A 26,028-nucleotide genomic window follows, 5' to 3' on the forward strand; every position below is an offset into this window, starting at 1 on the left:
CATTCCAGAGAACCCCCACCCGATTCCGGGTGGGGGTTCTCTGCGTTTACGGCCGTGTATTGCTGTGTATTTACGGCATCACGCGCGGGGCACGGCGGCAGCGGGGGTGGTGCTAAGTCCACCTCGGAACTGGGGTAGGACGGCCAGTGCCTCGGGCCGGCGGTGCAGGGAACACTGAGTCAGGACGATCGGTACCGGCATCAGGAGCACCCGTGACAACAGCGAGCCGAATGAGCGGCACGACGATGCGCGCCCAGACCGAGGCGGCCTTCCTGTCAGGTCGCCGGGCGCTGGCCCGGCTGGCACTGCTGGCGGTGGCGCCGGTGCCGGCCATCGCGGTGCCGCTGGCGACGGCGCTGCTGGTGGGCGGGGCGGTCGCGTCGATCCTGCAGTACTACCTTCCGGCGGCGGTCCTGGTCGGTGTGCTGGTGGGGACGACCGCGGGGCTTGCGGCCGGCGGCCTGTTCGTCCGGCGCACGGCGAACCGGACGCGTGCTCAGCTGGAGCGCTGGTACGGCATTCGGCTGCCCGTCGAGTACGGCCCCCGGCCGGCGCTGGAGCTGGACGAGCGCGGTTACTGGTGGACCGGGTACTCGTATCACCGGTCCCACGCCGTGGCGAAGGTCGGGCAGCTGTTGCACTGGGCGGCCCGGGACCGGGCGACGCGCGCCGAGATCGGCTGGCTGGTGGTCAACCCGCTCGCGGCGGCCGCCCTGGCGGGCCCGGTGGCCGCTCTGCTCCTGATCGGTGCCGGCTACACCGTCGCGCAGCCGGTCTTCATGAACGGATTCGGGCCGTTGCCCCCGACGCTCGTCGGTCTCCTGGTGAACTCCGTGCTGGGGATCGCGCTGATCGTGCTCGGTGTGCTGGTGGCGCCGTACGCGGTGCGGGCCTACGCGGAGCTGGCGCGCAGGGTCCTGGACCAGGACGGGTGGTCCTCGCACGCCCAGCTCGCCAAGCGGGTGGCGGAGCTGACCGAGACCCGGGCGGACGCGGTCGGCAGCCAGGCGGCCGAGCTGCGGCGGATCGAGCGGGACCTGCACGACGGTGCGCAGGCCCGGCTGGTCGCGATCGGAATGACCCTGGGCACGATCGAGCACCTGATGGACACCGACCCGGCCGCCGCCCGGGAGCTTCTCTCGGAGGCCCGGCAGTCCTCCGCGCGAGCGCTCCAGGAACTGCGCGACCTGGTCCGCGGCATCCACCCGCCGGTGCTCGCGGAGCGCGGACTGGGTGATGCCGTCCGGGCGCTGGCGCTGGACAGCGCGCTGCCGACCGAGGTCTGCGTGAGCCTGCCGGACCGCCCGCCGGCGCCGGTCGAGGCGGCTCTGTACTTCAGCATCAGCGAGCTGCTGGCCAACGCCGCCAAGCACTCGGCCGCGGAGCAGGTCTGGGTGGACATCCTGTACCGGGCCGGCACACTGCGGATCACGGTGACGGACGACGGCATCGGCGTGGCGGACCCCACCCGGGGTACCGGCCTTCGCGGGATCGAACGGCGATTGGGTACCTTCGACGGTGTCCTCGCCATCGACAGCACGTCGGGCGGTCCGACCACAATCACCCTGGAGCTGCCGTGCGAGTTGTCCTCGCCGAGGACCTCTACCTCCTTCGCGAAGGCCTGATCCGGCTGCTGGAAGCGCACGGCTTCACCATCGCGGCCGCCGTCGAGACCGGCCCTGAGCTGCTGGACGCGCTGCTGACGCACCGTCCCGACGTGGCGGTGGTCGATGTGCGGCTGCCGCCGACGCTCACCGACGAGGGACTGCAGGCCGCGCTCAGCGCGCGCCGGGAGATCCCGGGCCTGCCGGTGCTGGTGCTGTCGCAGCACGTCCAGCAGCTGTACGCACGGGAGTTGCTGGCGGACGGCACCGGTGGGATCGGGTACCTGCTGAAGGACCGGGTGTTCAATGCCGGCCAGTTCATCGACGCGGTCCGCCGGGTGGCGGACGGCGGTACGGCGATGGACCCGGACGTGATCGCGAAGCTGATGCAGAGCACCGCCCGCCGCCCCGGTCCGCTCCAGCGCCTGTCGCCGCGCGAGCGGGAGGTGCTGGAGCTGATGGCGGAGGGCTGTTCCAACTCGGCCATCGCGGGCCGACTGGTGGTCAGCGACGGCGCGGTGGCCAAGCACATCGCCAATATCTTCACCAAGCTCGAACTCGCCCCGGCCGACGACGCGAACCGCCGGGTGCTCGCCGTGCTGGCCTATCTCAACGGAACGGTGGAGCGGAGCGGCTGACACCCCACCGGGTCCGCGTCCCCCGCGTGCGGCGGGCAGTGACACCCCGGGCTGCGAGAACGCTGAAACAGGTGTGCGAGTAAACTCCGGGGGGCCGAGCCCGGAGGTTGCTCAGCCGTCCGGCGCCCCGACACGTGGGAATCGGCAGCCGAGGCAGCGTACGGCAGCAGCCGACATCCAGGGGTTGATAGACGTAATGGCACGCCCATCGCTCACCAAGGCCCATCGGGTCCTGCTCGGCCTGGTCGCGGCAGGGGCCTGCCTGATCTCGGGCATCGGTTTCGCGGGCTCGTACAACGCGGTGCGGGACCTGGCGGAGGAGAAAGGTTTCGGCACCTTCTCCTACGCGTTCCCCATCGGCGTGGACGCCGGTATCGTCGTCCTGCTCGCGCTGGACCTGGTCCTGACCTGGCTGCGGATCCCCTTCCCACTGCTGCGGCAGACCGCCTGGCTGCTGACGGTCGCCACCATCGCCTTCAACGCGGCCGCCTCCTGGGGCGATCCGCTGGGGATGGGCATGCACGCGGTCATCCCGGTGCTCTTCGTGGTCGTCGTCGAGGCCTCCCGGCACGCCGTCGGCCGGATCGCCGCGATCACCGCGGACCGCCACATGGAGTCCGTCCGGCTGATGCGCTGGGTGCTGTCGCCGGTGCCGACCTTCCGGCTCTGGCGACGGATGAAGCTCTGGGAGCTGCGCTCCTACGACGAGGTCGTCCGGCTGGAGCAGAACCGGCTGGTCTACCGGGCCCAGCTGCGCTTCCGCTACGGGCGCGGCTGGCGCCGTTCGGCGCCGATCCAGGCGCTGCTGCCGCTCAAGCTGGCCAAGTACGGGGTGCCGCTCGACCCGGCGGTACTCGACCGGCTGGACGACGAGACGCGCGAGGCCCGTGAGGCCAGGGAGCTGGCCGAGAGCCGTCCGGTGGCCGCGGCCATCCCACCGGGCGCCGCCGCCGACACCCAGCCGCAGCCCGGGCCCTCTTCCCCGGAGCAGCGGTCCCAGCCCCAGCCCCGACCTCAGACCCAGTCCCAGCACCCCGAGCCCGAACCGGCTCCGGCCGCCGTCGCGGCGGTGCCCGCCGAGGTGGCCGCGCCGGTGCTCGCCAAGCTCGCCGCGGTACGGCTGCGCGCCGCCCAGGAGCCGGCCGGGGACGCGGAGCAGGCACCGCCGCCGAGGGAAGAGCTGAACGTCTGGACCGAGCGTCCGGTGCGGACCACCGGTCACCAGGACGACGGCACGACGGGCGGCAGGGTGCCGGGCCAGGCCTCCCCGTGGTTCAAGCCGCCGCGCCCGTCGACCCCGCTGCCCGTCCAGCAGGGGGTGGCGCAGGCCGACACCGCCACCCACGGCCACCCGGACGACGCCGAGTACGCCGACTTCCCGCAGGAACCCGTGCTCCCGCAGGGTCCCGGCTCTCCCGAGGACACCGACCACCCGCGGCAGCCGGGCCACCCGGAGGACTCCGCGCCGCGCACCGTGCCGTCCCGGCTCGACCCCGAGCTGTGCTTCGAGGCACTGGTGACGTACATCGACACCTTCGAGCACCATCCCGACCCGCAGCGCCTCGCGGACTGGCTGACCAGGGAGTACGGCGTGACCGGCACCCGTCCGGACGGTTCGGTGAACCCGAAGGACGTCGCCGAGCTCTTCCCCGAGCTGCGCGACCGTTACGCCGCCGCCGGGAGGGAGTGACGCGTCGCGGCCGCCCGTCCACCGCGCCGCGGGCGATTGACGCCCGATTCCGGCGGGGCTACCTTCGCCGCAACAAATTGTTGAACTGATGGTTCGGCATGGAGGAGCGCGGATGTCGCAGGTCGCGGCGGACGGTCAGGGGCCGGTGGGCGGAGCCTCGTTCTCCCGCGCCGCCCGGGCCGCCGTGGAGGCGCTGCTCGCCCCGGTCGACGCCGACCTGACGCGTCGCTACCCGGGCGACCCCGGTACCCGGCAGCCGGTCCACACCGTCTACGTCCCGGCCGACGCCTTCACCGCCGGCACCGTCCGCGACTGGGGCCGCCAGGCCCTGGAGGCCTTCGACACCCACGCCGGCACCCCGGCCGAGCTGGCCCGGGCGCTCGGTGTACCGGACGACGCCCTGCTCGCGGACGTGCACGCCCGGGTCCGGGCCAAGCTGGTGCGGGAACCGGTCGAGGACCTGCGGATCGACTTCGAGGACGGCTACGGGCCGCGGCCCGACGCCGAGGAGGACGCGGCCGCCGTCCGCGCCGCCGGGCTGGTCACCGCCGCCGTGGCGGACGGCGGCGCGCCGCCGTACCTCGGCATCCGGATCAAGTGCCTTGAGGCGGCCGTCCGTGACCGCGGCATCCGCACCCTGGAGCTGTTCCTCGCCACCCTGCTGGCCGGCGGCGGTCTGCCCGACGGCCTGGTCCTCACCCTCCCCAAGGTGACGTACGCCGAGCAGGTCACCGCGCTGGTCCGGCTGCTGGAGGACTTCGAGCGCGGCGCCGGCCTGCCGGCCGGGCGGCTCGGCTTCGAGATCCAGATCGAGACCACCCAGGCCGTCCTGGGCCCCGACGGCCGGGCCACGGTCGCCCGGATGATCGAGGCCGCCGAGGGCCGGGCCACCGGTCTGCACTACGGGACCTTCGACTACAGCGCCTCCTGCGGGGTCGGCGCCGCCCACCAGAGCCTGGACCACCCGGTCGCCGACCACGCGAAGGCGGTGATGCAGGTGGCCGCGGCCGGTACCGGCGTCCGGCTCTCCGACGGTTCGACCAACGTCGTGCCGACCGGCTCCACCGCCCGCGTGCACGCCGCCTGGAAGCTCCACCACGACCTGGTCCGCCGCTCGCTGGCCCGCGCGTACTACCAGGGCTGGGACATGCACCCGGCGCACCTGCCGACCCGCTACGCGGCCGTGTACTCCTTCTACCGCGAGGGGCTGGCGGCCGCCGCCGCCCGGCTGGCCGCCTACGTCGCCCGGACGGGCGGCGAGGTGCTGGACGAGCCCGCGACCGCCCGGGCGCTCAGCGGCCATCTGCTGCGCGGTCTGGACTGCGGCGCGGTCGACCCGGCCGAGGTCACCTCGCTGACCGGCCTGGACCGCATCCGGCTGGAGACCCTGGCCGGCCGCTGACCGGCCGACCCGCCGTCGACACGGCTTAGGCTGGCGGTACCGCCCGGACGTACCCGGCCGGTACCGCCAGCCTTCGTCGTCTCCGGGAGAACCACCGCGCCATGTCCGCCACGCCGGAGCCGACCCCCAGGACGTACCTCACCATCCGGCGCGACGGCAGCCACGAGACCGAGATCAAGAAGTCCCGGTTCATCTGCCATCTCGCCCGGGTCGCCGACGAGGAGGAGGCACAGGCGTTCATCGCCGGCATCCGCAAGCGGTACTGGGACGCCCGGCACAACTGCACCGCCTTCGTGGTCGGCGACGAACAGCGGCGCGAGCGCTCCAGCGACGACGGCGAGCCGGGCGGCACGGCCGGCGTGCCCATGCTGGAGGTGCTGCGCCGGCGCGGGCTGACCGACACGGTGGCCGTGGTGACCAGGTACTTCGGCGGGATCAAGCTCGGTGCGGGCGGCCTGGTGCGGGCCTACGGCAACGCGGTGTCGGCGGCGGTGGACGAGGTGGGCCTGCTGGAGCGGCGGCCGGTGGCGCTGCTGGCGGTGACGGCCGGGCACACCCGGGCCGGCCGGGTGGAGAACGACCTGCGGGCGGCCGGGTACACGGTGCGCGACCTGGCGTACGAGGCGGCCGGGGTGCGGATCGAGGTCGGCGTGCCGGAGCCCGAGGTGGCGGACTTCCACACCTGGCTGGCCGAGGCGACCGGCGGTACGGCGGTTGCGGTGGCGGCGGGCCGGACGTATGTCGAGGTGCCGGTCTGAACGTCGGACCCGTCGAACCGTCGGGTCCGTCGAATCCGACGGATCCGACCGGCGCGATGGTTTCGGACAGACTTTCGGACAGATCGGGGCCGGCTGGTTTCGACTGGTCGTCGCGGTTGCCTAGCCTGGTCCGACCGCCGATCAGGAAGCCGACCGAGATGACCCTCGTTCAGACCATCACCCTGCCCCCGGGGGCCAGCACCGGCTGGCACTACCATCCGGGCCGGGTCGAGGTGGTGGTGCTGTCCGGGACGTTGACCCGGACGCTGTACGACGGGCGGGTCGAGGTCACCCGTGCCGGGGGCTCGCTGGTCGAGGAGGCCGGCTCGGTCCACATCCACGTGGGCCGCAACCACGGGAGCGTTCCCGTGGTGCTGATCGCCAGCTACGACACCCCGGCGGGCTGCCCGCTGGCCGTGCCGGTGGCGGAGCCGGCGTGGAGCCGCAGCGGTACCGGGCCCGTCGGCACCTGAGCCGACCGCTCCCTGGGTTGCCCCCTGAACCGGCCCGCTGAGCCGGACGGCGACCGAAGCAGATGACGGCCCGTTCCGGCGGGCCGCTTGAGCAGATTCACTCGAACGTATTGACGTGGCCCGGAGTTGGAACTTCCGCTCCGGGCTGTGGCGTTTCCTGGGCAAGGATCCGGCCGAACCGGACGAAATGACCTCATCGATGGAGGACGAGAGACCCCACCCCGCACCACGGAGGTATGCGCATGACCTCGGACCGCTTCCCGTCGCCCGCCCGAGCCGAGCTGTTCGCCCCCCGGGGGCCCGCGACGCCCTACCGGATGACCGTCACCACCGCGCTCCCGCACGCCGATGCCGTCGCCCTGGCCGACCAGGGCCTGGGCGCCTGGCTGAAACAGGAAGGCTGCGAGGAGCCCCCGCCGGCCGTCCGGGAGCCCGTCGGCCCCGACACCCCTGACGCCCCGGACACCCCCGCCGAGCGCCTGCGGCTGGGTGACCGTGTCCTGTTCGACCGCGACCACGGCCCGCTGCGCGGCGGCCCGGGCACCGGCCGGTACCACCGCCGCCGGCTGCGCACCCCGGCGCCGCACGGCACCCACCAGCTCACCCTCACCATAGCGACCGGGGCCGAGGGCCCCACCTGGGTCCGGCTGGAGGCCGAGACGCACACCACCGGAAGCGGTGTGCGGACACCCTGCCGAGTGCCCGTGCCCGAGCTCGCCCGTACCCTGCTGCCCCTGCTCGACGCCACCGACGGCCCGGCCGCCGTCCACCTCTCCCCGCAGGTGCTGACCGCGGGCCAGGTCGGCGGCCTGATCGACGAACTCTGCGACCCGGAGCGCCGGCTGCCCACCGTGGTCGCCAGCGTCCCGGTCAACCTCGGGCTCGACCAGTGGCTCGCCGATGTCGTCCGCCCGCTCTGTCACCAGCTGCCCGGCCTCGCGACCGCCTACGTCCTGGACCCGGGCGCCCGCACCGAGTTCAACGTCGCCCTGGAGTACCACACCGTGTACGGCGGGGCGGTGCGCACCTACCTGCCCGAGGTCGACCCGGCCTCCCGGCAGGACGGCGCCCGGCACCCGGTACTGGCCCGTCAGCGGATAGAGGAGGACATCCGCCGCGCGGCCGGGCTGCTGGCCCGCGAGCCGCGCCGGCTCGCCGCCGAACAGCCGCTGCCGCCACCGCTGGCCGCCGTCCCGGTGCTCCGCGTGGCCCCGCCCTCCGGGGCGCGGGCGGACGCCGACCGGGCCGCTGCCGACGCCCGGGCCGAGCTGGCGGCGCTCGTCCGTGAGGAACGGCAGGACCGCGCCGAGCAGCAGGCCAGAGCCGACGAGCTGGAGCTGGTACGGCACAGCCTGCGCCGTGAGCGCCGCCGCGACCGCCGGCGGCCGGCGCCGGGTGACGAACAGGCCGGGGCACGCCACGGCGGTGCCCCGGTGCGGGGGATGACCGGCCGGCTCTGCGCCGGCCCCGGCGGTGCGGTCCTGCCCACCATGCCCGGCGGGCACTCCGGTCCGGTCGGCCCGGCCGGTTCCCCCAGCCACTGGATCGACGCCCCCGGGACGTTCACCGAGCTGATGACCAGACTGGGCGAGTTCCCGCTGCTCTCCTTCACGGGGGACCAGAAGACCACGCTCGCCCTCGACGGACTGCAGTGCGCCGGGGCCTCCTGGGCCCGGCTCACCTGGGACGGCCTGACGGCCCTCCAGGAGTACGCCGAAGCGGCGGTGCGCGGCGAGGCGGGCGGCGACTTCAAGCAGTGGTGCGAACGCACCCCGGCCGGCTGCCACCGCTTCCCGCCCCGCAAGGCGGTGCGCGGGGAGTCCCGGACGGTGTTCAGCCACACCAAGTGGAAACGGGAGCGGATGCTGCCGGTACCGGAGTGCGTGGACGTCTCCCGGCGTGCCTTCATGGGCGCACACCTGAGGATCGGCGGCGGTCGCACCGCACCCCGGCTGCACTACCTCGACGACTGCTCGGGCAGTGGCCGGATCTATGTCGGCTACATCGGTCTGCACCTGACCAACACCCGGACCAACTGAGAGGCTTGGCTGCCCGGTGCGCCCGTTCGGTGGACAATGTCCCGCAGGGGCAGGGCCGCGGGGTCGCCGGCCGCCCCGGGCAGGCGCCGGACGAGCATGGGGGAACGACGACCGATGCAGTACTCAGCAGACGGCCAGTCCGACGGCACCGCCACCGTTCCCGTGCCCCAACCGGGCTTTCTGGCCTCGGTCTTCCGTGATCTCGGCGCCGACGGGCCGGGCGGTGGCGAGGGGGACGCCGACGCCGGCGGTCGCAGCGGTGGCCGGGCCGACAGCCATGACGGTGGCGGTGGTGGCGGTGGTGGCGGTGGTGACGGACCGTCCGGGGAGGGCGTGGACGAGTCCGTCGCCGCCCACGCCCGGGCCGCCGCCCTGACCCACCACCGCACGCTCGCCGTCCGGACCGAGCGTGAGCGGCTGGCCGACCTGCTGCGGCGGGCCGCGCTGCCGGTCTCGGCCATGGACTTCGAGAGCCAGCTGCGCCGCTACGAGCCACGTCCCTACCGGGCGGCCGGCCCGGAGGCGGAGGCCGACGGCGCCGAGCCGCGCTGGGCCGACTTCGCTCCCGCCGAGCCGCCCGCGACCGACCCCGACGCGGCGCCGACCCGCCGCCTGCTCGACTCCGGTTACCAGCGCGAACTGGCCCAGGCCCGGCTGGCCCACCAGCGCGCCCTGCGGGAGTGGCGCACCCGGCAGGCCGAGGCCGGCAGCCCGGCCGCGGACGAGTCCCGGCGGGTCCACGAGGAGGCCGAGCAGGCCAGAGCGCGCGCGGTGCGTGAGTACAACCAGACCCTGGAGGAGTGCCGGCGGGCGTACCGGCTGGCCGAGCCGGCCGCCGTGGAGTCTCTGCTGGAGCGAGCGCTGGCCGCCGCCGAGACGGCCACCCAGGACCTCCCCGCGCCCTGCCGGGCCGTCTTCCGCCCGCTCACCCGCACCGCCGTGCTCGACCTCGACCTGCCGCCGCTCGACCTGGTGCCGTCGCTGACCGGCTACCGGCTCGGCGCGGACGGCGACATCCTGCCGGTGCCGCGCCCGCCGGCCGACCGGGCCACCGACTACCTCCGGCTGGTGGCCCGGCTGGCACTACGCGCGCTGCAGGCCGCCGACGCCGTCGACACCGACGAGATACTGGCCGGGGTGGTGCTCAACGGCTGGCTGCGCGACCCCGGCGGGGCGGAGCCGCTCTGCCTGGTGAGCGTGGACGCCGACCGGGACGCGCTGGCCAGGACCAGACTGCTGCCGCCCGCCGCCCCCTACGAGGAGCACGACGGCGAGGGCGTGTACGCGGACGCCGAACAGGACGAGGCGCTGGTCCGGCTGCGCCAGCTCGGCGCCGCCGTCACCCCTGATCCCTACGCCCGGGCGGGCGTCGAACCGGCCGCCGTGGCGGGGGCCACGGTGCCGTCCGCGCCGGACCTCTCGGCGAACGAGTTCGCCCAGCTGGTCCGCGAACTGCTCACCCGCGGCGGGCTGGCGCAGTGGAGCGTACGGCTGCGCGGCCCGGCCGGGCTGGTGGCCACCGGCGAGGGGGCACCGGACAGCGCGCTGCCCGGGCGCTGGGTGGTCTGGGCCTCCCGGGGGCCCGGGCCGGTGGGGGAGGAGGAGATCAGGACGCTGGCGGAGGCGGTCCGCGAGGAGTCCGCCGAACGCGGCCTGCGCCTGACGACCGGCCGCTTCACCGACGAGGCCCTCGACCTCTCCGGGGAGGACGGACACCAGCACATCCACCTGGTCGACGGCGAGGGCGTACGCGAACTCGCCTGTACCCACCTCGGCCTGCCGCTCGCCGTCGGCCGGTAGACCGGCGGCGCCCGCCGGGCCGGACACCGTGGTGCCTCACCCCGTCGGCCCGTCCGACGGGCGCCGGGCCGGGAGCGGCGTGACGCTGGGGGCGCGGGTGCCGGGCTGACCGGGCCCGGCCGGGCGGCGGCGCCCCGGGCAGCGGCCCGCATGGCCCGGCCGAGGGGTTGCCCGGCACCGGTCGGTGGTCGGCCCGGACCCGGGCGGGACGCGGGGGAGGCGGGATGGGCGCGGTACCCGGTACAGCGGTACCCGGTACGGGGGAGCGGCGGTGACCGCCGTCCTGGTCGCCGCCGGGGCGTTCCTGATGACGCTGATCGGCGGTTACGTCGCCCAGCGCACCGGTGACCGGCGCCATCTGGTGCTCGGCTTCGCCGCCGGGCTGATGCTCGGCGTGGTGGCCTTCGACCTTCTGCCGGAGTCACTGCACGAGGCGCCGGCCGAGATCGACGGAGTGCCCCAGGCCCTGCTGATGTTCGCGGCCGGGTTCCTGACCATCCATGTCATCGAGCGCGCGGTCGCCATCCACCGCGGCCACGAGGGCGAGTACGCCGCCCACACCCACGGCCACCACCACGTCCAGGACCAGGTGACCACCGCCTCCGGCAACGGCTACCAGGGCGTCGGAGTGACCGCCGCGCTGGCCCTGGTCGGGCACAGCGTGATGGACGGCTTCGCGATCGGCGCGGCGTTCCAGGCCGGGACCACGGTCGGGACGGTGGTCGCCATCGCCGTGGTCGCGCACGACTTCGCCGACGGCTTCAACACGTACACGATCACCCGGCTGTACGGGAACGACCGGCGGCGGGCGCTGACGCTGCTCGCGGCGGACGCGCTCGCCCCGGTGACGGGCGCCGCGATCACCCTGCTCTTCACCATCCCCCACCACCTGCTCGGCCTCTACCTGGGCTTCTTCGCGGGCTTCCTGCTCTATCTGGCGACCTCCGACATCCTCCCCGAGGCGCACAGCCCGCACCCCTCCCGCAGCACCCTGCTCTGCACCCTCGTCGGGGTGGGCTTCATGTGGCTGGTGATCGGCCTCGCCGGATAGGGCCGGTCCGGCGGATCTCCGCCGGGCCCGCCCCGACCGGCCGGTCAGCAGGCCGGGGCGGACCACCGCTCCCGCATCGCGGTCAGCGCCTCGGTGATCGCCGGGCGCCGGGAGGCCTGGGTGCGCCAGAGGGCGAACACCCGGCGGGCGGGCTCCGGTACCACCGGCCGGGAGACCACCCCGGGCGGGAGGGCGCCCCGGCCGAGCCGCGGTACCAGGCCCATGCCCAGGCCCGCCGCGATCAGCGCGATCTGGGTCTCGAACTCGCCGACCTGGTACCGCACATCGGGCTCCTCGCCGGCCTCGCGCAGGGTGCGAACCAGCCAGTCGTGGCAGATGTTGCCCGGTGGCACGCTGATCCAGCGCTGCCCGCAGAGCCGCCGCACCGGCACCACGGCCGACCCGGCCAGCGGATCCCCGGCGGGCAGCAGCAGATCCACCGGGTCCGCGCCGAGGTCCATCCGGGAGAGCCCTTCCTGCACCGGCAGCGGCACGGTCGGCCAGTCCTGGACCAGCGCCAGGTCCACCTCGCCCCGCGCCACCAGCTCGGCCGCCGGGTACGGATCGCTCTCCAGCAGCCGGACGTCCAGCTCGGGGCAGCGCGCGCGCAGGTCGGCGAGCACGCCCGGCATCAGCCCCCGCGCGCCGGTGGCGAAGGCGGCGACCAGCAGCCGTCCGACCGCCTGGCCGCGCTGCTCCTCCAGCCGTACCTCGGCCCGCTCCACCAGCCCCAGCACCGCCTGCGCGGTGGCGGCCAGCTCGCGGGCGGCGTCGGTCAGCACCACGCCGCGGCCCTGACGCTCCAGCAGCACCGTCCTGGTCTCGCGCTCCAGCTTGGCGATCTGCTGGGAGACCGCCGACGGGGTGAAACCGAGCGAGGCCGCCGCCCCGCCGACCGAACCGTGCACGGCCACCGCGTGCAGCGCCCGCAGGCGCCCCAGATCCATCATGCAGCAATGCTAAACGGTTACCTTCAGAACTCATCGCTGGTGCTACACGATTTCGGCGGCCATGCTCGACCCATGACCACCGCACCCGCCGCCCCGGGCGGCAGCATGAGCCCGCGTCACATCGCCCTGGCCGTGCTGGTGGCCGCCGTCTGGGGCCTCAACTTCGTCCTCATCCACGTCGGCCTGGAGAACTTCCCGCCGCTGCTCTTCTGCGCCCTGCGGTTCGCCGTCGTGGCCGTCCCCGCGGTCTTCTTCGTCGGCCCGCCCAAGGTGGCCCGGCGGTGGGTCCTCGCGGTCGGCCTCACGCTCGGGGTGGTCAAGTTCGGCCTGCTCTTCCTGGGCATGCACGCCGGGATGCCCGCCGGGCTCTCCTCCCTGGTCCTCCAGGGCCAGGCCGTCTTCACCGCGCTGTTCGCCGCCGTCCTGCTGCGGGAACGGCCCGGCGGGCAGCGGCTGGCCGGACTGGCGGTCGCCTTCGCCGGCATCGGCCTCAGCGCGGTCGACCGCGGCCTCGGCGGCCCGCTCGGCGCCTTCGTCCTGGTCGTCCTCGCCGCGCTGGCCTGGGGGCTCTCCAATGTGCTGACCCGCCGGGCCGCGCCGCCGGACGCCCTGCGCTGGATGGTCTGGGTCAGCGCCGTTCCGCCGCTGCCGCTGCTGGGGCTCTCCCTGCTGGTCGAGGGCCCGGCCGCCGACCTGCGGGCGCTGCGCGACATCACCCCCGCCGGCCTGGGCGCGATCGGGTACGTCGGGCTGGTCTCCACTCTGTTCGGCTTCGTCGCCTGGAGCTTCCTGCTGCGCAGCTACGACGCCACCGCCGTCGCGCCCTACTCGCTCCTGGTCCCGGTGTTCGGGATGTCCTCGGCCTGGCTGCTGCTCGGCGAGCGGGTCGGCCCGCTCGCCGCCGGCGCCGCGCTGCTGGTGATCGCCGGGATCGGGATCACCGCGCTGCGCCCGGGGGCGCTGTCCGCCGTGGTGGCGTGGCGGCCGCGTAGCGGCTCTCGGCGGAGCGCAGCACTCGCAGCAGCACGTCCTGGTCGGCGGGGCTGACCTGGCCGAAGTACTCCTGCGCCACCTCGTGCCGGACCTGCCCGATCCGCTCCACCGCCGACCGGCCGACCTCGGTCAGCAGGATCCGGACGGCGCGTCGGTCGGCCGGGTCCGGGCTGCGTTCGACCAGGCCCGCCTCCTCCAGCGCGTCGACCACGGTGGTGGCCGAGCGGGGGGCGATGTGCAGCCGGTCCGCGAGGTCGCTCAGCCGCATCGCCCGGTCCGGCAGCTCGCAGCCGGGTGCGTGGGCGAGGGTGCGCAGGGCGCGGCCCTGACCGGGGGTGATGCCGTAGGGCTCCAGTCGCTCGCTGGTGCGGCGCCGGATCCGTTTGATCGCCCGGGTCATCGCGTCGGCGAGCTCGGCGGCGGTGTCCTGCGGGGCCGGCACCGGGGCGTCCGGCGGGTCCGGGGTGGGGGAGGAGCTCGCCGCGTCGTCGGTCGGCGTGGTGGTCATGGGCGGTCTCCTCGGCAGGTGTCCGCCCCAGGGTATCGGCCGGTTCCGGCCGTGGGGCGGGGGCGTGGACCGGCCCCGGGCGCGCGGATCCGGAAAGATGTTGAGCAAGGCTCAGTATCTGGGTTAGCGTAGCCCCGAGTGAGGGCACCCTAAGTTCCCTCCCAGGATCCTGGAGGACCAGTGCCCCGCTCCGAAGCCCGCGTCACCACCGACCGTTCCGCCCGCTACGCCAAGCAGCTCGCCAGCCACATGGGCCGCAAGATCGAGGCCCACTGGTCCGAGGAGACCGGCCGCGGCACCCTCACCTTCGGCGCCGGCACCGCCACCCTGGAGGCCACCCCCGACGCGCTGCTGCTCGCCGTCGAGGGCGAGACCGAGAAGCTGCCCGGCCTGGAGGACGTGGTCGGCCGCCACCTCGTGCGCTTCGGCAGCCGCGACGAACTGGTCGTCGAATGGCACCGTGACAACGGCGAGCCCGGTCTCGTCCACCGCAACGACGAGCCCGCCGAGGGCTGACGACTACGCCCGCCGCCCGGCTCCCCGGGGCAGCCGGCGGGCGAGAGCCCACAGCACCAGGCCGCCCAGGCACCAGCTGGCCACCACGTCCAGCAGCCAGTGGTAGTCGCTCCACAGCAGTCCGAGACCGACGCCGACCGAGAGCAGCACGGCGCCCGCGGTCAGCCGCCGCCCCGCGCGGGCGCCGACGGTACGGGCCACCAGCAGCGCGGCGACGCCGTACGCCAGGGTCGCGGTGGCCGTGTGCCCGGACGGGTACCAGCCCCACTGGTCCGCCGCCAGCGGCACCCCGAACGGGCCGGGCCGGGCGAACCAGGCCTTCGCCGGGACGACCAGCAGCGGGATCAGCCCGGTCGTCAGCACCGCCACCACCGCCGGCAGCCACCAGCGCGGCGCCCCGGCCCGGCGGGACCGCCCGGCGGCCAGCGCGCCACCGGTGAGCAGCACCGGGACCGCCGGGACGGAACTCCCGAGGTCCGACAGCGCCTTGCCGAGGTGGTTGAGCAGGGTGCTGTGCAGGTCGTGCCTGGCCGCCCGGACGGTGTGCCGGGCCCAGTGGTCCAGACCGAGCAGCGGGCCGTCGACGGCCACCTGCCAGGACACCAGCACCAGCACGACCGCGAGCACCAGCGGCAGCGCGACCGATCCGGCCAGGCGGCCCACGACGCGAGATGGCCGCCCCGGAGCAGGGGGGGTAGCTCCGGGGCGGCTCTGACGATCGCCGTTCCGTGCGCCCCGGGGGGTGTGGGCCGGACGGTCGGTCGATCGGTCTTCGGTGTGCGCCGCCTTCTCCGAGGCGGCCCGGTCGTCCTCGCGGACGACTCGCGGATCCGCCGGCGAGGGCGGTGCCGCGGACCGGTCCGCCAATGGCTGAGGCTCGCTGTCCATCTGTCATGACCCTACGTCAACGGATTTGCCCCGCCGAGGAGCTTCGGCGATTCCGCACAGCATCTTCACCGCCCGCCGGGCCAGGCCGCGGCGTCCCCCGTACAGCTGCCCGAACCGGCTCGAACCCGCTCGAACGGCCGAACGTAACGAACCGGCGGTGCAGACCGAACGGCCCGCGGGGACCAGAGGTCCCCACGGGCCGTTCAGCGCTGTCCGGACATCCCTCCGGCGGGTGTGTCACCTGTCGGGCTCCACCGGCTCAGAGGGCGGCGAAGGCGCCCTCCAGGATGTCCAGGCCCTCGTTGAGGAGGTGCTCCGGGATGACCAGCGGCGGCAGGAAGCGCAGCACGTTGCCGTAGGTGCCGGCGGTCAGCACGACCAGGCCCTCGGCGTGGCAGGCCTTGGCGATGGCCGCGGTGGCCGCCGCGTTCGGCTCCTTGCCACCCGGCTGCACCAGCTCGACGGCGATCATCGCGCCGCGGCCGCGGACCTCGCCGATGATGCCGAACTTCTCCTGCATCTCCCGCAGACGGCCCAGCATGATCTCGCCGATCCGCTGCGCCTTGCCGTTGAGGTCCTGCTCCTTCATGGTCTCGATGGCGCCCAGCGCGGCGGCGCAGGCCACCGGGTTGCCACCGTAGGTGCCGCCCAGGCCGCCGGCGTGCGCGGCGTCCATGATCTCGGCGCGACCGGTCACCGCGGACAGCGGCAGACCGCCGGCGATGCCCTTGGCGGTGGTGATCAGGTCCGGGACGATGCCCTCGTCGTCACAGGCGAACCACTGGCCGGTACGGCAGAAACCGGTCTGGATCTCGTCCGCGACGAAGACGATGCCGTTGGCCTTCGCGAACTCCACGATCGCCGGCAGGAAGCCCTTGGCCGGCTCGATGAAGCCGCCCTCGCCCTGGATCGGCTCGATGATGATCGCGGCGACGTTGTCGGCGCCGATCTGCTTGTTGATGGTCTCGATGACCTGCGCGGCGGCCTCGGCGGCGGCGTTCTCCGCACCGGTCAGCCAGCGGTACGGGTAGGCCACCGGCACCCGGTAGATCTCCGGGGCGAACGGGCCGAAGCCCTGCTTGTACGGCATGTTCTTCGCCGTCAGCCCCATGGTGAGGTTGGTCCGGCCGTGGTAGCCGTGGTCGAACACCACGATGGCGGTGCGCTTGGTGTAGGCGCGGGCGATCTTCACCGCGTTCTCGACCGCCTCGGAGCCCGAGTTGAACAGCGCGGTGCGCTTCTCGTGGTCGCCCGGGGTCAGCTCGTTGAGCTGCTCGGCCACGGCCACGTAGCCCTCGTACGGGGTCACCATGAAGCAGGTGTGGGTGAAGGCGGCCAACTGCTCGGTCGTCCTGGCCACCACGGCCTCGGCGCTGTTGCCGACGTTGGTCACGGCGATGCCGGAACCGAAGTCGATCAGCGAGTTGCCGTCCACGTCCTCCAGGACGCCCCCGTTGGCACGGGACACGTACACCGGCAGGGTGGTGCCGACGCCGGCCGCCACCGCACCCAGCTTGCGGGCCTGCAGCTCCTGCGACTTCGGACCGGGGATCGCGGTGACCAGGCGGCGCTCCTGCGGGAGCGGCGTTGCGGCGCTCATGGGTTTCTCCAGACTTCTCGGCTCGGTGCTTCGCAGGCTACGGCCGCCCTCCCCGGCCGGGCATGCGCCACTCGGTAGCACTCAGCCGTCCGACTTGTCCGAGGCGGCCAGCGCGGGTAGTGCGACGGCCCGGCGGCTTCGCTCCACTACATTGAGCGCGGGCGTGTCGCCGGTGCGGCGGCATGGGTATGGCGGCACCGACGACGTCGGGCCGGGCGGGCGAGGGAGCGGGGCCGTACATGGGACTGGACGGGGCGCGGAGCCACGGCGAGCGGGCGACAGCCCCACCCCCTGCACCCATGCCCCACCAACGCCCCCACCGCCCGACGGGTGCGGCCGGGCCCGCCTTCGACCTCTCCGCCTGGGTCGCGGCCCCGCGGCCGGAGGCCGCCCCCGGCATCTACCGGCAGGGTTACCGGCAGATCGACCCCGACCGGGCGGAGGCCGGCAGGGTTCCGACGTGGCCGTTGCTCCTTCGTGCGGTGCTGAACGCAGTGGTGGGGTGGCTGGCCTATGTGTACGGCGTCGAGCTGGCCAAGGAGGGGACGACGCTGATCGGAGTGCTCCCTTCCCGATCGGCGTTCGTCGCCCTATCGGTCGTGCTGACGTTGAACGCGGTCGTCCTCGCCGTCGTGATCAAGGTCTTCGGCCGGATGGGCCGCTGGCCGGAGGTGTGGCGGCGCTACGTGGCGCCGCTGCTGTCGCGCACCGTGACCCAGGAGGCGCCCGCGGCGGACGCCGAGGTGGTGGAGGCGGCGGCCCGGTCGGCCGACCCCTGGGCCGTGCTGCGGGCCGGCGGGGCAGGCGTGGCCGCCGGGCGGCTGGACGGGGAGGCGGTCGGCGACATCGACTACGTGCGGATTCGGCAGGCGTGGGAGTCGGCGCAGGCGGATCCGGTGTTCGTGCCGGCCTTCGTCGCCCAGGTGGCGGCCCGCGGCGCGGCGGCGTTCGCGCACCCCTCCGAGGTGCGGGAGCTGCCGGGGCGGGACGAGCAGCACGATCTGCTGCTGCGTCAGGTCCGGCTCGGCACCACCCAGGACGTGCCGAAGAACCCGCTGACGCACCGGGCCGCCGGCTTCGCGCTGGACCCGGCCGTGCTCGGCACCTCGCTGCTGGCGGTCGGCCCGGCCGGGACGGGGAAGACGGCGCGGCTGGCCCGGCCGGTGGCCGAGGCGCTCTGCCTGCAGGCACTGGCCGGCACGGCGTGCGCGGTGGTGATCGGATCGGCGGAGACGGACCTCGGGCCGGACGCCTGGTACGACGTGGTGATCGCCCCGGGCGACCCGGGCTCGGCGTACGGCCTGGACCTCTACGGCGCGGCGCGGGATCCGGACGAGGCGGCCGCCCGGCTGGCCGAGGCGCTGCTGCCGGACGAGTTGACGGCCCGCGCGGAGAGCGCCCGGACGGCGCTTCAGCAGGTGGTCGGCCCGTTCCACGCCGCGTACGGCCGCTACCCGGGTGTGCGCGAACTGCGGGCGCTGCTCGGGGGTGAGACGGAGGCGCTGGGCGCCCTGGCGAAGGCGCTCGGGACGGCCGGCCGGCTGGCCCTGTACGAGCGGGACCTGGCCCACCGTGAGCGCCAGCGGGGCCGGGCGGACGATCCGGGGGCGCTGTTGGCGGACCGGTTGGCGCTGCTGGACCGCCCGGCCTTCGAGGGGGCGTTCGCGACCGACGGGACCGGTCGGCCGCCGTTCGCGATGCGGGTGCTGGACCATCCGCTGCGGGTGCGGGTGAAGCTGCCCGAGCGCGGTCACCCGGAGGCGGCGCGGATGCTCTCGCGGCTGGTGGTGGGCCAGTTCGTCCAGGCCGCCGGCGTTCGCGAGGACCGGTCGCTCTTCGCCGGCCTGGTGGTGGACGACGTCTCGGCGGCGCTGGACGCCCACACCGTCCGGGGTCTGCAGCGGATGCGCGGGGCCAACGCGGGCGCCGTGCTGCTGCTGCGGACCCTGGTGGACCTGCCGGAGGCGCTGCGGGCGCCGCTGTTCGGCGCGGTCGGCTGCCGGATGGCGTTCCCGGGGATCGCGCCGTGGGACGGGCGGCTGTTCTCCGAGGCCTGGGGTACGCATCTGGTCCGCGAGACGGCGGTGACGCACACTCCGGACACCTCGGGCGGCCTGCTGCGCCGGGCCGGGCGGCTGGGGCGCAAGGCGTTGTCGGGGACCACGGCGCAGACCGAGTCCGTCACCACCCGGGAGGTGGAGCGGCTGCGCTGGTCGCCGTCGGACCTCGCGCACGCGCTGCCGGCGGGGCACGCGGTGGTGTCGCTGACAGCGGTGTCGGGGGAGCAGGTGCCGCCGTTGCTGGTGGACCTGCGGGACTGAACCGGCGGGCCGCGTTCCGCCGGGACGGCGCCCCCAGGTATCGCCTCGGAGGTGGATTCGGCAGTGCCGGTTGTCCGGAGCGTCCATAATGAAGGGGAGAGACCCTCGTCAGACCCTCCGCCCCTCTCCTCGCCCGGCCGCAACGGCGCGGTCGGGTCGTTCCCCCGAAGGTGCCATGCCTCCCACACTCGCCTCCGTCGTCCGCAACACCTCGCTCCATCTGACGGTCCTCGCCGGTGGGGACCATCTGGAACGGCCGGTTCGCTGGGTGCACACCAGCGAGCTGGACGATCCGACGCCGTTCCTCGAGGGTGGTGAGCTGCTGCTCACCACCGGGATCAAGCTGGGCCGCACCGCCGCCCGGCTCCAGGCGTATGTGCACCGGCTGGCCGACGCGGGCGTGGTGGGGCTGGGCCTCGGCGTGGGCCTGTCGCACACGGAGGTGCCGCAGCCGCTGGTGGACGCGGCCGCCCAGCGCGGGCTGCCGCTGCTGCGGGTGCCGGAGCCGACGCCGTTCATCGCGATCAGCAAGGTGGTCTCGGCGGCGCTCGCCGCCGAGCAGTACGAGGCGGTGACGACCAGCTTCGAGGCGCAGGAGGAGCTGACCCGGGCGGCGCTCGGCAAGGACGGCACCACGGCGGTGGTCCGCCGGCTGGCGGCCCGGCTGGGCGGCTGGGCGGCGCTGTACGACGGTTCGGGCGCGCTCTCGGTGGTGGCTCCGGACTGGGCGGCCCGTCGGGCCGGCCGGCTGGCGGCCGAGGTGGACCGGCTGCGCCGCCGTCCGGCGCCGTCGAGCGCCGCGTTGCAGGGCCGTTCGCCGGGGATAGACACGGCGGACGAGGACTACGTGGTGGTCCAGTCGCTGGGCGCGGACCGTCGGGCGAGGGGTTTTCTCGCGGTCGGTACCGAGGACCGGATCACCCCGACCGAGCGGTATGTGCTGAACGCGGCGGTGGCGCTGCTGACCCTGACCCTGGAGCGTTCCCGGGAGCTGCGGCAGGCCGAGGAGCGGATGGGCGCCGCGCTGCTGCGGATGGTGCTGGCGGGCGAGGTGGGGACGGCCCGGCAGGTGGCGGTCGGGCTGTTCGGCGGTCTGCCGGAGGGGACGATACGGGTGATGGTGGCCGGTGCCGCGCAGGGCGTGGACGCCGCGGAGGCGCTCGGGGAGCTGGGCGACCGGGCCGAGCAGGCCGGCGCCCGGGTGGGGGAGAAGCTGCTGGTGGCGCGGGAGGACGGCGCGCACGGGCCGCGGCTGATGGTGCTGGCGCTGGACAACGGCGCGGTGCACCGGGCCTGTCTCGGCGCGGTGGAGGAGCACGAGGGCCTGTCGTTGGGCGTCTCGGCGCCGGCCGGGCTGGAGGAGTCGGGTACCGCTCACGCGCAGGCCGAGCGGGCGCTGGCGGTGGCGCTGCGCGGTGGCCGCCGTTCGGTGGACCACGAGGAGGTCGGCGCGGGTTCGCTGCTGCCCCTGCTCGGCGAGGACGCCGTGACGGCCTTCGCGGAGGGGCTCCTGCGCCCGCTGCGCGAGCACGATCGCACCGCGCGCGGCGACCTGGTGGCCTCGCTGCGGGCCTGGCTGTCCAGACACGGGCAGTGGGACGCGGCCGCCGCCGATCTGGGCGTGCACCGGCACACCCTGCGCTACCGGATGCGGCGGGTCGAGGAACTGCTCGGCCGTTCGCTGGACGACACCGATGTGCGGATGGAGCTCTGGCTGGCGCTGCGTTCCGGCGAGGAGTGACGGGAGCGACCGGAACGGCGGAAGCGGCGGAAGTCGCGGGAGCGGCGGGCCCGCTGGACGTGGTGGAGTGGCGGCGCCCGCGAACGCTACTCGGTGGCCAATCCGGTCGGCGCGCCGCCGCCCCTACCCTCGGTTCAGGTCCCACGTTCGTGGGGCCCTGAGGACGACGAGGAGAGGGCCGGTACCACGGTGACCACCACGTACGATTTCTGGCTGGCCGGCCGCCGGGCGAGCGGCGACGCGGACTTCGAGGTGTACAACAGCTGGGACGGCCGCCTGGTCGGCAAGGTCGGCATCCCGAGCGAGGCCCAGGTCGAGGAGGCGCTGGACGCCGCCGTCGCCGCGCTGCCGGTGTTCGCCGCGACCCCCGCGCATGTCCGCGCCGCCGCGCTGGACCACGTGGCCAAGCGTCTGGCCGAGCGCACCGAGGAGATCGCCCAGCTGATCACCGCCGAGAACGGCAAGCCGATCAAGTGGGCCCGCGGCGAGCTGGGCCGGGCCGTCTCCGTCTTCCGCTGGGCCGCCGAGGAGGCCCGCCGTACCAACGGCGAGACCATGCGGCTGGACACCGACCCGGGCGGCACCGGCCGCTTCGCGGTGGTGCGCCGCTTCCCGCGTGGTGTGGTGCTGGGCATCGCCCCGTTCAACTTCCCGCTGAACCTGGTCGCCCACAAGGTGGCCCCGGCGATCGCGGTCGGCGCCCCGATCATCCTCAAGCCGGCTCCGGCCACCCCGCTCTCCGCGATGGTGCTGGGCGAGATCCTGGCCGAGACCGATCTGCCGGCCGGCTCCTGGAGCATCCTGCCGGTGCCGAACGACCGGATGCCCGCCCTGGTTCAGGACCCGCGCCTGCCGGTGATCTCCTTCACCGGTTCGGACAAGGTCGGCTACCAGATCATGGACTCGGTGCCGCGCAAGCACACCACCCTGGAGCTCGGCGGCAACGCCGCGGCCGTGGTGCTCGCCGACTGGTCCTCGGAGGAGGACCTGGACTGGGCCGCCGCCCGGATCGCGATGTTCGCCAACTACCAGGGCGGCCAGTCCTGCATCTCGGTGCAGCGGGTGATCGCCGACGCGTCCGTCTACGACGCGCTGGTGGAGAAGGTCGTGGCCAAGGTCAAGGCCCAGGTCACCGGTGACCCGAACGACGAGGCCACCGAGGTCGGCCCGCTGGTGGACGAGAACGCCGCCAAGCGGGTGGAGTCCTGGGTGGACGACGCGGTCGCCAAGGGCGCCAAGGTCCTCACCGGCGGCACCCGCGAGGGCGCGACCTACGCCCCGACCGTGCTGGCCGAGCTGCCGGCCGACGCGATCCTGGCGAAGTCCGAGGTGTTCGGCCCGGTCCTGTCGCTGCACCGGGTGGAGGGCACCGACGAGGCCTTCGCCGCCGTCAACGACTCCGCCTTCGGCCTGCAGGCCGGCGTGTTCACCCACGACCTGCAGACCGCCTTCCGCGCCCACCGGGAGCTGGAGGTCGGCGGCGTGATCATCGGTGACGCCCCCTCCTACCGCGCCGACCAGATGCCGTACGGCGGCGTCAAGGACTCCGGCGTCGGCCGCGAGGGCGTCAAGTACGCGATGGACGACTACACGGTGGAGAAGGTCCTGGTCCTCACCGGCCTCGACCTCTGATCCGGCCGTAGCAGGGGCCCGGCACCGCGCGCGGTGCCGGGCCCCCGGCGTGTCGTGGCGGCCTCAGCCGCGCCCGGTCACGGCCGCGACGGCCTCGGCCACGGTGGTGTCGCCCGAGACCAGTTCCAGCGTCCGCCCGGCCGTGCCCGGTTCGTGCAGCAGCGCCGCCAGCACGGCGGCCACGTCGGCCCGGTCCACCGCGCCGCGCCCGGCCGAGGGGGCGAGCCGGACCAGGCCGGTGCCCGGGCCGTCGGTGAGCCGGCCGGGGCGCAGCACCGTCCAGTCCAGCGTGGTGCGGGCCCGGACGGCGTCGTCGGCCGCGCCCTTGGCCCGCAGGTAGGTCTCGAAGACCGGGTCGGCGGGGTAGCGGGCCGCGGCGTCGGCGCCCGTCGAGGAGATGATCAGGTAGCGCCGGACGCCGGCGAGTTCGGCGGCGTCGGCGAGCAGGACGGCCGCGTCGCGGTCGACGGTGTTCTTCCGGGCGGCGCCGCTGCCCGGACCGGCTCCGGCGGCGAAGACCACCGCGTCGGCGCCGGTGAGCAGCCGGGCGAGCTCGGGGGCGGTGGCGGCCTCCAGGTCGAGCGTCAGCGGCTCGGCGCCGGCGTCCACCAGGTCCCCGGCCTGTTCGGGCCGGCGGATGATCCCGGCGGGCCGGTCGCCGCGCTCGGCAAGCAGCCGCTCCAGCTTGAGCGCGATCTATCCGTGGCCCCCCGCGATGACGGTACGCATGGCTCCGACGGTAGCCGGGGGGTGTCCCGGCGTCCTGTGGAGGCCGCCGGGCAGGACACAATGGGCGCATGACTTCGCTTGCCCACCCGCAGCTGCGTTTCACGCCGACCGTGCAGGACCCGTCCGCTCCCCGGGAGCTGGTGATCCTCGGTTCCACCGGGTCGATCGGCACCCAGGCCATCGACGTGGTGCTCCGCAACCCGGACCGTTTCTCCGTGGTCGCCCTGTCGGCGGCCGGCGGCCGGGTGGAGCTGCTCGCCGAGCAGGCCCTGCGGCTGGGCGTGCACACGGTGGCGGTCGCCGACCCGGCCGCCGAGCCGGCGCTGCGCGAGGCGCTGGCCGCCAGGGCCGGCGGCCGTGCGCTGCCCGCCGTGCTGGCCGGTCCGGACGCGGCGACCGAGCTGGCCGGGATGGAGTGCCACTCGGTGCTGAACGGCATCACCGGCTCGATCGGGCTGCGTCCCACGCTGGCCGCCCTGGCGGCGGGCCGGGTGCTGGTGCTGGCCAACAAGGAGTCGCTGATCGTCGGCGGCCCGCTGGTGAAGGCGGTGGCGAAGCCGGGGCAGATCGTGCCGGTGGACTCGGAGCACGCCGCGCTGTTCCAGGTGCTGGCCGGCGGTACCCGGGCCGAGGTCCGCAAGCTGGTGGTCACCGCGAGCGGCGGCCCGTTCCGCCGGCGGACCCGCGAGCAGCTGGCGGGCGTCACCCCGGCGGACGCGCTGGCGCACCCGACCTGGGCGATGGGCCCGGTGGTCACGGTCAACTCGGCCACCCTGGTGAACAAGGGGCTGGAGGTGATCGAGGCGCACCTGCTGTACGACGTGCCGTTCGACCGGATCGAGGTCGTGGTCCATCCGCAGTCGGTGGTGCACTCGATGGTGGAGTTCACCGACGGTTCCACCCTGGCGCAGGCCAGTCCGCCGGACATGCGGATGCCGATCGCGCTGGGGCTGGGCTGGCCGGACCGGGTGCCGGACGCGGCGCCGGGCTGCGACTGGACCAAGGCCGCCACCTGGGAGTTCTTCCCGCTGGACAACGAGGCCTTCCCGGCGGTGGAGCTGGCCCGCGAGGTGGGCTCGCTGGGCGGTACCGTGCCGGCCGTTTTCAACGCCGCCAACGAGGAGTGCGTGGACGCGTTCCTGAACGGCCGCCTCGCTTTCACGGGAATCGTGGACACTGTTGCCAAGGTCGTGGCCGAACACGGCACCCCGGCGTCGGGAACTTCTCCGACCGTCGAGGACGTCCTGCACGCGGAGGACTGGGCCCGCGCCCGGGCCCGCGAGCTGGCGGCCGGCTGACGACGGCGCACGACCCCTGACGACGACGAGCGGAGCGGCATGACGGAGGACCAGCGGTGGCAACGGTTTTGACGGTGGTCGGCATCCTGGTCTTCGCGGTCGGGCTGCTCTTCTCGATCGCCTGGCACGAGCTCGGCCACCTCTCGACGGCGAAGCTGTTCGGCATCAGGGTGCCGCAGTACATGGTCGGCTTCGGCCCGACCATCTGGTCCCGGCGCAGGGGTGACACCGAGTACGGCATCAAGGCGATCCCGCTGGGCGGGTACATCCGCATGATCGGGATGTTCCCGCCCGGCGAGGACGGGCGGATCACCCAGCGCAGCAGCTCGCCCTGGCGGACGATGATCGAGGACGCCCGGGAGGCCTCCTACGAGGAGCTCCAGGAGGGTGACGAGCAGCGGCTCTTCTACACCCGCAAGCCGTGGAAGCGCGTCATCGTGATGTTCGCGGGCCCGTTCATGAACCTGATCCTGGCTTTCGGGCTGTTCCTGACGGTGATGATGGGCTTCGGCGTCACGATGGCGGTGCCCACCATCCGCACCGTCTCGGAGTGCGTCGTCAAGGCCGGCCAGCCCACCGACGAGTGTCCCGCGGACGCCCTGCCGGCCCCGGCGTTCAAGGCCGGGCTGAAGCCGGGGGACAAGGTCCTCTCCTTCGACGGGGACCGGATCGGCAGCTACGACCAGCTCCAGGCGGACATCCGCAGGTCGGCCGGGAAGACCGTGCCGATCGTGGTGGAGCGCGGCGGGCAGCAGCTCACCCTCACCCCGACCATCGCCGTCAACGACGTCCAGAAGTACGACGCCAACAACATCCCGCTCAAGGGCCAGACCGTGCAGGCCGGCTTCCTCGGCTTCACGCCGAGCAGCGGGGTCGTCCGGCTGGGCTTCGGCCAGTCTCTCGACCGTATGTACGACATGGCCGAGGGCGGGGTGAAGTCGCTGGTCGCCCTGCCCGGCAAGATCCCGGGCCTCTGGCATTCGGTGGTGGACGGCACCCCGCGGGACGCCGACTCGCCGATCGGCATGGTCGGCGCGGCCCGGGTCAGCGGCGAGGTCTTCTCGCTCGAGATCCCCGGCAGCCAGCGGATCGCCACCTTCGTGAACCTGCTGGCCGGCATCAACCTGTCGCTCTTCCTGTTCAACATGCTGCCGCTGCTGCCGCTGGACGGCGGTCACATCGCCGGCGCGGTCTGGGAGTCGATCCGCCGGCGCACCGCGCGTCTGTTCAAGCGGCCGGACCCGGGCCCCTTCGACGTCGCCCGGCTGATGCCGCTGGCGTACGTGGTGGCCAGCGTCTTCATCGGCTTCACCCTGCTGGTGCTGGTCGCCGACCTGGTCAACCCGGTCAAGATCAGCTAGCCGGCGGGTGTGCCCGGCCCCGGCCGGGTGCCGTAC

General features: G+C 74.2%; 21 protein-coding genes. 16 read left to right on the forward strand and 5 right to left on the reverse strand.

The features are described 5' to 3' along the window. The first annotated feature begins 212 nt into the window (after window positions 1–212). From ACIO5D_RS34090 to ACIO5D_RS34130, 9 genes are all read left to right on the forward strand, one after another. Entirely contained in the window at window positions 213–1,625 is a 1,413-nt protein-coding gene (locus ACIO5D_RS34090; RefSeq protein WP_400799990.1) for a sensor histidine kinase, read from the forward strand. Next, window positions 1,577–2,242: a response regulator transcription factor gene (locus ACIO5D_RS34095; protein ID WP_363611132.1), complete on the forward strand. Its 666-nt coding sequence runs from the start codon at window positions 1,577–1,579 to the stop codon at window positions 2,240–2,242. Before ACIO5D_RS34090 ends, ACIO5D_RS34095 begins: the two co-directional genes overlap by 49 nt. 196 nt (window positions 2,243–2,438) lie before the next feature. Continuing rightward, entirely contained in the window at window positions 2,439–3,932 is a 1,494-nt protein-coding gene (locus tag ACIO5D_RS34100; RefSeq protein ID WP_400799993.1) for a DUF2637 domain-containing protein, read from the forward strand. 112 nt (window positions 3,933–4,044) lie between these two features. Then, on the forward strand, window positions 4,045–5,334 hold the full coding sequence (locus ACIO5D_RS34105; protein WP_400762186.1) for a DUF6986 family protein: 1,290 nt from the start codon (window positions 4,045–4,047) through the stop codon (window positions 5,332–5,334). Between the two features lie 101 nt (window positions 5,335–5,435). Further along, window positions 5,436–6,092 carry a YigZ family protein gene (locus ACIO5D_RS34110; protein ID WP_363611138.1) on the forward strand — a complete coding sequence of 219 codons (657 nt, stop codon included), beginning with the start codon at window positions 5,436–5,438 and terminating at the stop codon, window positions 6,090–6,092. A gap of 158 nt (window positions 6,093–6,250) precedes the next feature. Beyond that, window positions 6,251–6,565: a cupin domain-containing protein gene (locus tag ACIO5D_RS34115; RefSeq protein WP_363611140.1), complete on the forward strand. Its 315-nt coding sequence runs from the start codon at window positions 6,251–6,253 to the stop codon at window positions 6,563–6,565. A 242-nt stretch (window positions 6,566–6,807) separates the two neighbouring features. Next, window positions 6,808–8,604, forward strand: a complete 1,797-nt coding sequence (locus ACIO5D_RS34120) for a hypothetical protein (protein ID WP_400799996.1) — start codon at window positions 6,808–6,810, stop codon at window positions 8,602–8,604. A gap of 114 nt (window positions 8,605–8,718) precedes the next feature. Then, window positions 8,719–10,404: a restriction endonuclease gene (locus ACIO5D_RS34125; protein WP_400799999.1), complete on the forward strand. Its 1,686-nt coding sequence runs from the start codon at window positions 8,719–8,721 to the stop codon at window positions 10,402–10,404. A 307-nt stretch (window positions 10,405–10,711) separates the two neighbouring features. Then, window positions 10,712–11,455: a ZIP family metal transporter gene (locus tag ACIO5D_RS34130; protein ID WP_400800025.1), complete on the forward strand. Its 744-nt coding sequence runs from the start codon at window positions 10,712–10,714 to the stop codon at window positions 11,453–11,455. 44 nt (window positions 11,456–11,499) lie between these two features. Here ACIO5D_RS34130 and ACIO5D_RS34135 read toward each other — a convergent pair whose 3' ends face one another. After that, window positions 11,500–12,405: a LysR family transcriptional regulator gene (locus ACIO5D_RS34135; RefSeq protein ID WP_400659072.1), complete on the reverse strand. Its 906-nt coding sequence runs from the start codon at window positions 12,403–12,405 to the stop codon at window positions 11,500–11,502. Between the two features lie 105 nt (window positions 12,406–12,510). On the opposite strand from ACIO5D_RS34135, the gene ACIO5D_RS34140 reads away from it, so the two are divergent. Beyond that, a complete protein-coding gene (locus ACIO5D_RS34140) occupies window positions 12,511–13,452 on the forward strand; it encodes an EamA family transporter (RefSeq protein WP_400659131.1) in 942 nt (313 codons plus the stop codon). On the opposite strand, the gene ACIO5D_RS34145 is transcribed toward ACIO5D_RS34140, so the two are convergent. Then, entirely contained in the window at window positions 13,343–13,906 is a 564-nt protein-coding gene (locus ACIO5D_RS34145) for a MarR family winged helix-turn-helix transcriptional regulator (protein WP_400800001.1), read from the reverse strand. The two genes, ACIO5D_RS34140 and ACIO5D_RS34145, sit on opposite strands and share 110 nt — an antisense overlap. Before the next feature lie 180 nt (window positions 13,907–14,086). Between ACIO5D_RS34145 and ACIO5D_RS34150 the strand changes: the two genes are divergently transcribed. Then, a complete protein-coding gene (locus ACIO5D_RS34150; protein WP_400659076.1) occupies window positions 14,087–14,422 on the forward strand; it encodes a DUF2218 domain-containing protein in 336 nt (111 codons plus the stop codon). Between the two features lie 3 nt (window positions 14,423–14,425). Here the strand turns inward: ACIO5D_RS34150 and ACIO5D_RS34155 are convergent, their stop codons facing one another. Beyond that, window positions 14,426–15,085 (reverse strand): phosphatase PAP2 family protein, encoded by a 660-nt coding sequence (locus tag ACIO5D_RS34155; protein ID WP_400659078.1) that lies wholly within the window; start codon window positions 15,083–15,085, stop codon window positions 14,426–14,428. 484 nt (window positions 15,086–15,569) lie between these two features. Next, window positions 15,570–16,910, reverse strand: coding sequence for a 4-aminobutyrate--2-oxoglutarate transaminase (gabT, locus tag ACIO5D_RS34160; protein ID WP_363611156.1), 1,341 nt, complete (start codon window positions 16,908–16,910; stop codon window positions 15,570–15,572). Between the two features lie 299 nt (window positions 16,911–17,209). Here gabT and ACIO5D_RS34165 point away from each other — a divergent pair, with 299 nt between their 5' ends. The 3 genes from ACIO5D_RS34165 to ACIO5D_RS34175 all read left to right on the forward strand — a co-directional run bounded on the left by ACIO5D_RS34165 (window position 17,210) and on the right by ACIO5D_RS34175 (window position 22,604). Beyond that, window positions 17,210–19,231 (forward strand): ATP-binding protein, encoded by a 2,022-nt coding sequence (locus ACIO5D_RS34165; RefSeq protein ID WP_400800004.1) that lies wholly within the window; start codon window positions 17,210–17,212, stop codon window positions 19,229–19,231. A 175-nt stretch (window positions 19,232–19,406) separates the two neighbouring features. After that, complete coding sequence (locus ACIO5D_RS34170; RefSeq protein ID WP_363611160.1) at window positions 19,407–20,972, forward strand: PucR family transcriptional regulator; 1,566 nt, start codon at window positions 19,407–19,409, stop codon at window positions 20,970–20,972. 189 nt (window positions 20,973–21,161) lie between these two features. Continuing rightward, window positions 21,162–22,604, forward strand: a complete 1,443-nt coding sequence (locus tag ACIO5D_RS34175; RefSeq protein ID WP_400659083.1) for an aldehyde dehydrogenase family protein — start codon at window positions 21,162–21,164, stop codon at window positions 22,602–22,604. 63 nt (window positions 22,605–22,667) lie between these two features. Here ACIO5D_RS34175 and ACIO5D_RS34180 read toward each other — a convergent pair whose 3' ends face one another. Continuing rightward, window positions 22,668–23,300: an NAD(P)H-binding protein gene (locus ACIO5D_RS34180; RefSeq protein WP_400800027.1), complete on the reverse strand. Its 633-nt coding sequence runs from the start codon at window positions 23,298–23,300 to the stop codon at window positions 22,668–22,670. A gap of 101 nt (window positions 23,301–23,401) precedes the next feature. On the opposite strand from ACIO5D_RS34180, the gene dxr reads away from it, so the two are divergent. Both dxr and ACIO5D_RS34190 read left to right on the forward strand, forming a co-directional pair. Beyond that, window positions 23,402–24,631, forward strand: coding sequence for a 1-deoxy-D-xylulose-5-phosphate reductoisomerase (gene dxr, locus ACIO5D_RS34185; RefSeq protein WP_363611166.1), 1,230 nt, complete (start codon window positions 23,402–23,404; stop codon window positions 24,629–24,631). A gap of 56 nt (window positions 24,632–24,687) precedes the next feature. Beyond that, entirely contained in the window at window positions 24,688–25,992 is a 1,305-nt protein-coding gene (locus tag ACIO5D_RS34190) for a site-2 protease family protein (protein ID WP_363611168.1), read from the forward strand. Window positions 25,993–26,028 lie beyond the last annotated feature (36 nt).

It is taken from the genome of Kitasatospora sp. NPDC087315, from assembly GCF_044744345.1.
Taxonomy (GTDB): domain Bacteria; phylum Actinomycetota; class Actinomycetes; order Streptomycetales; family Streptomycetaceae; genus Kitasatospora.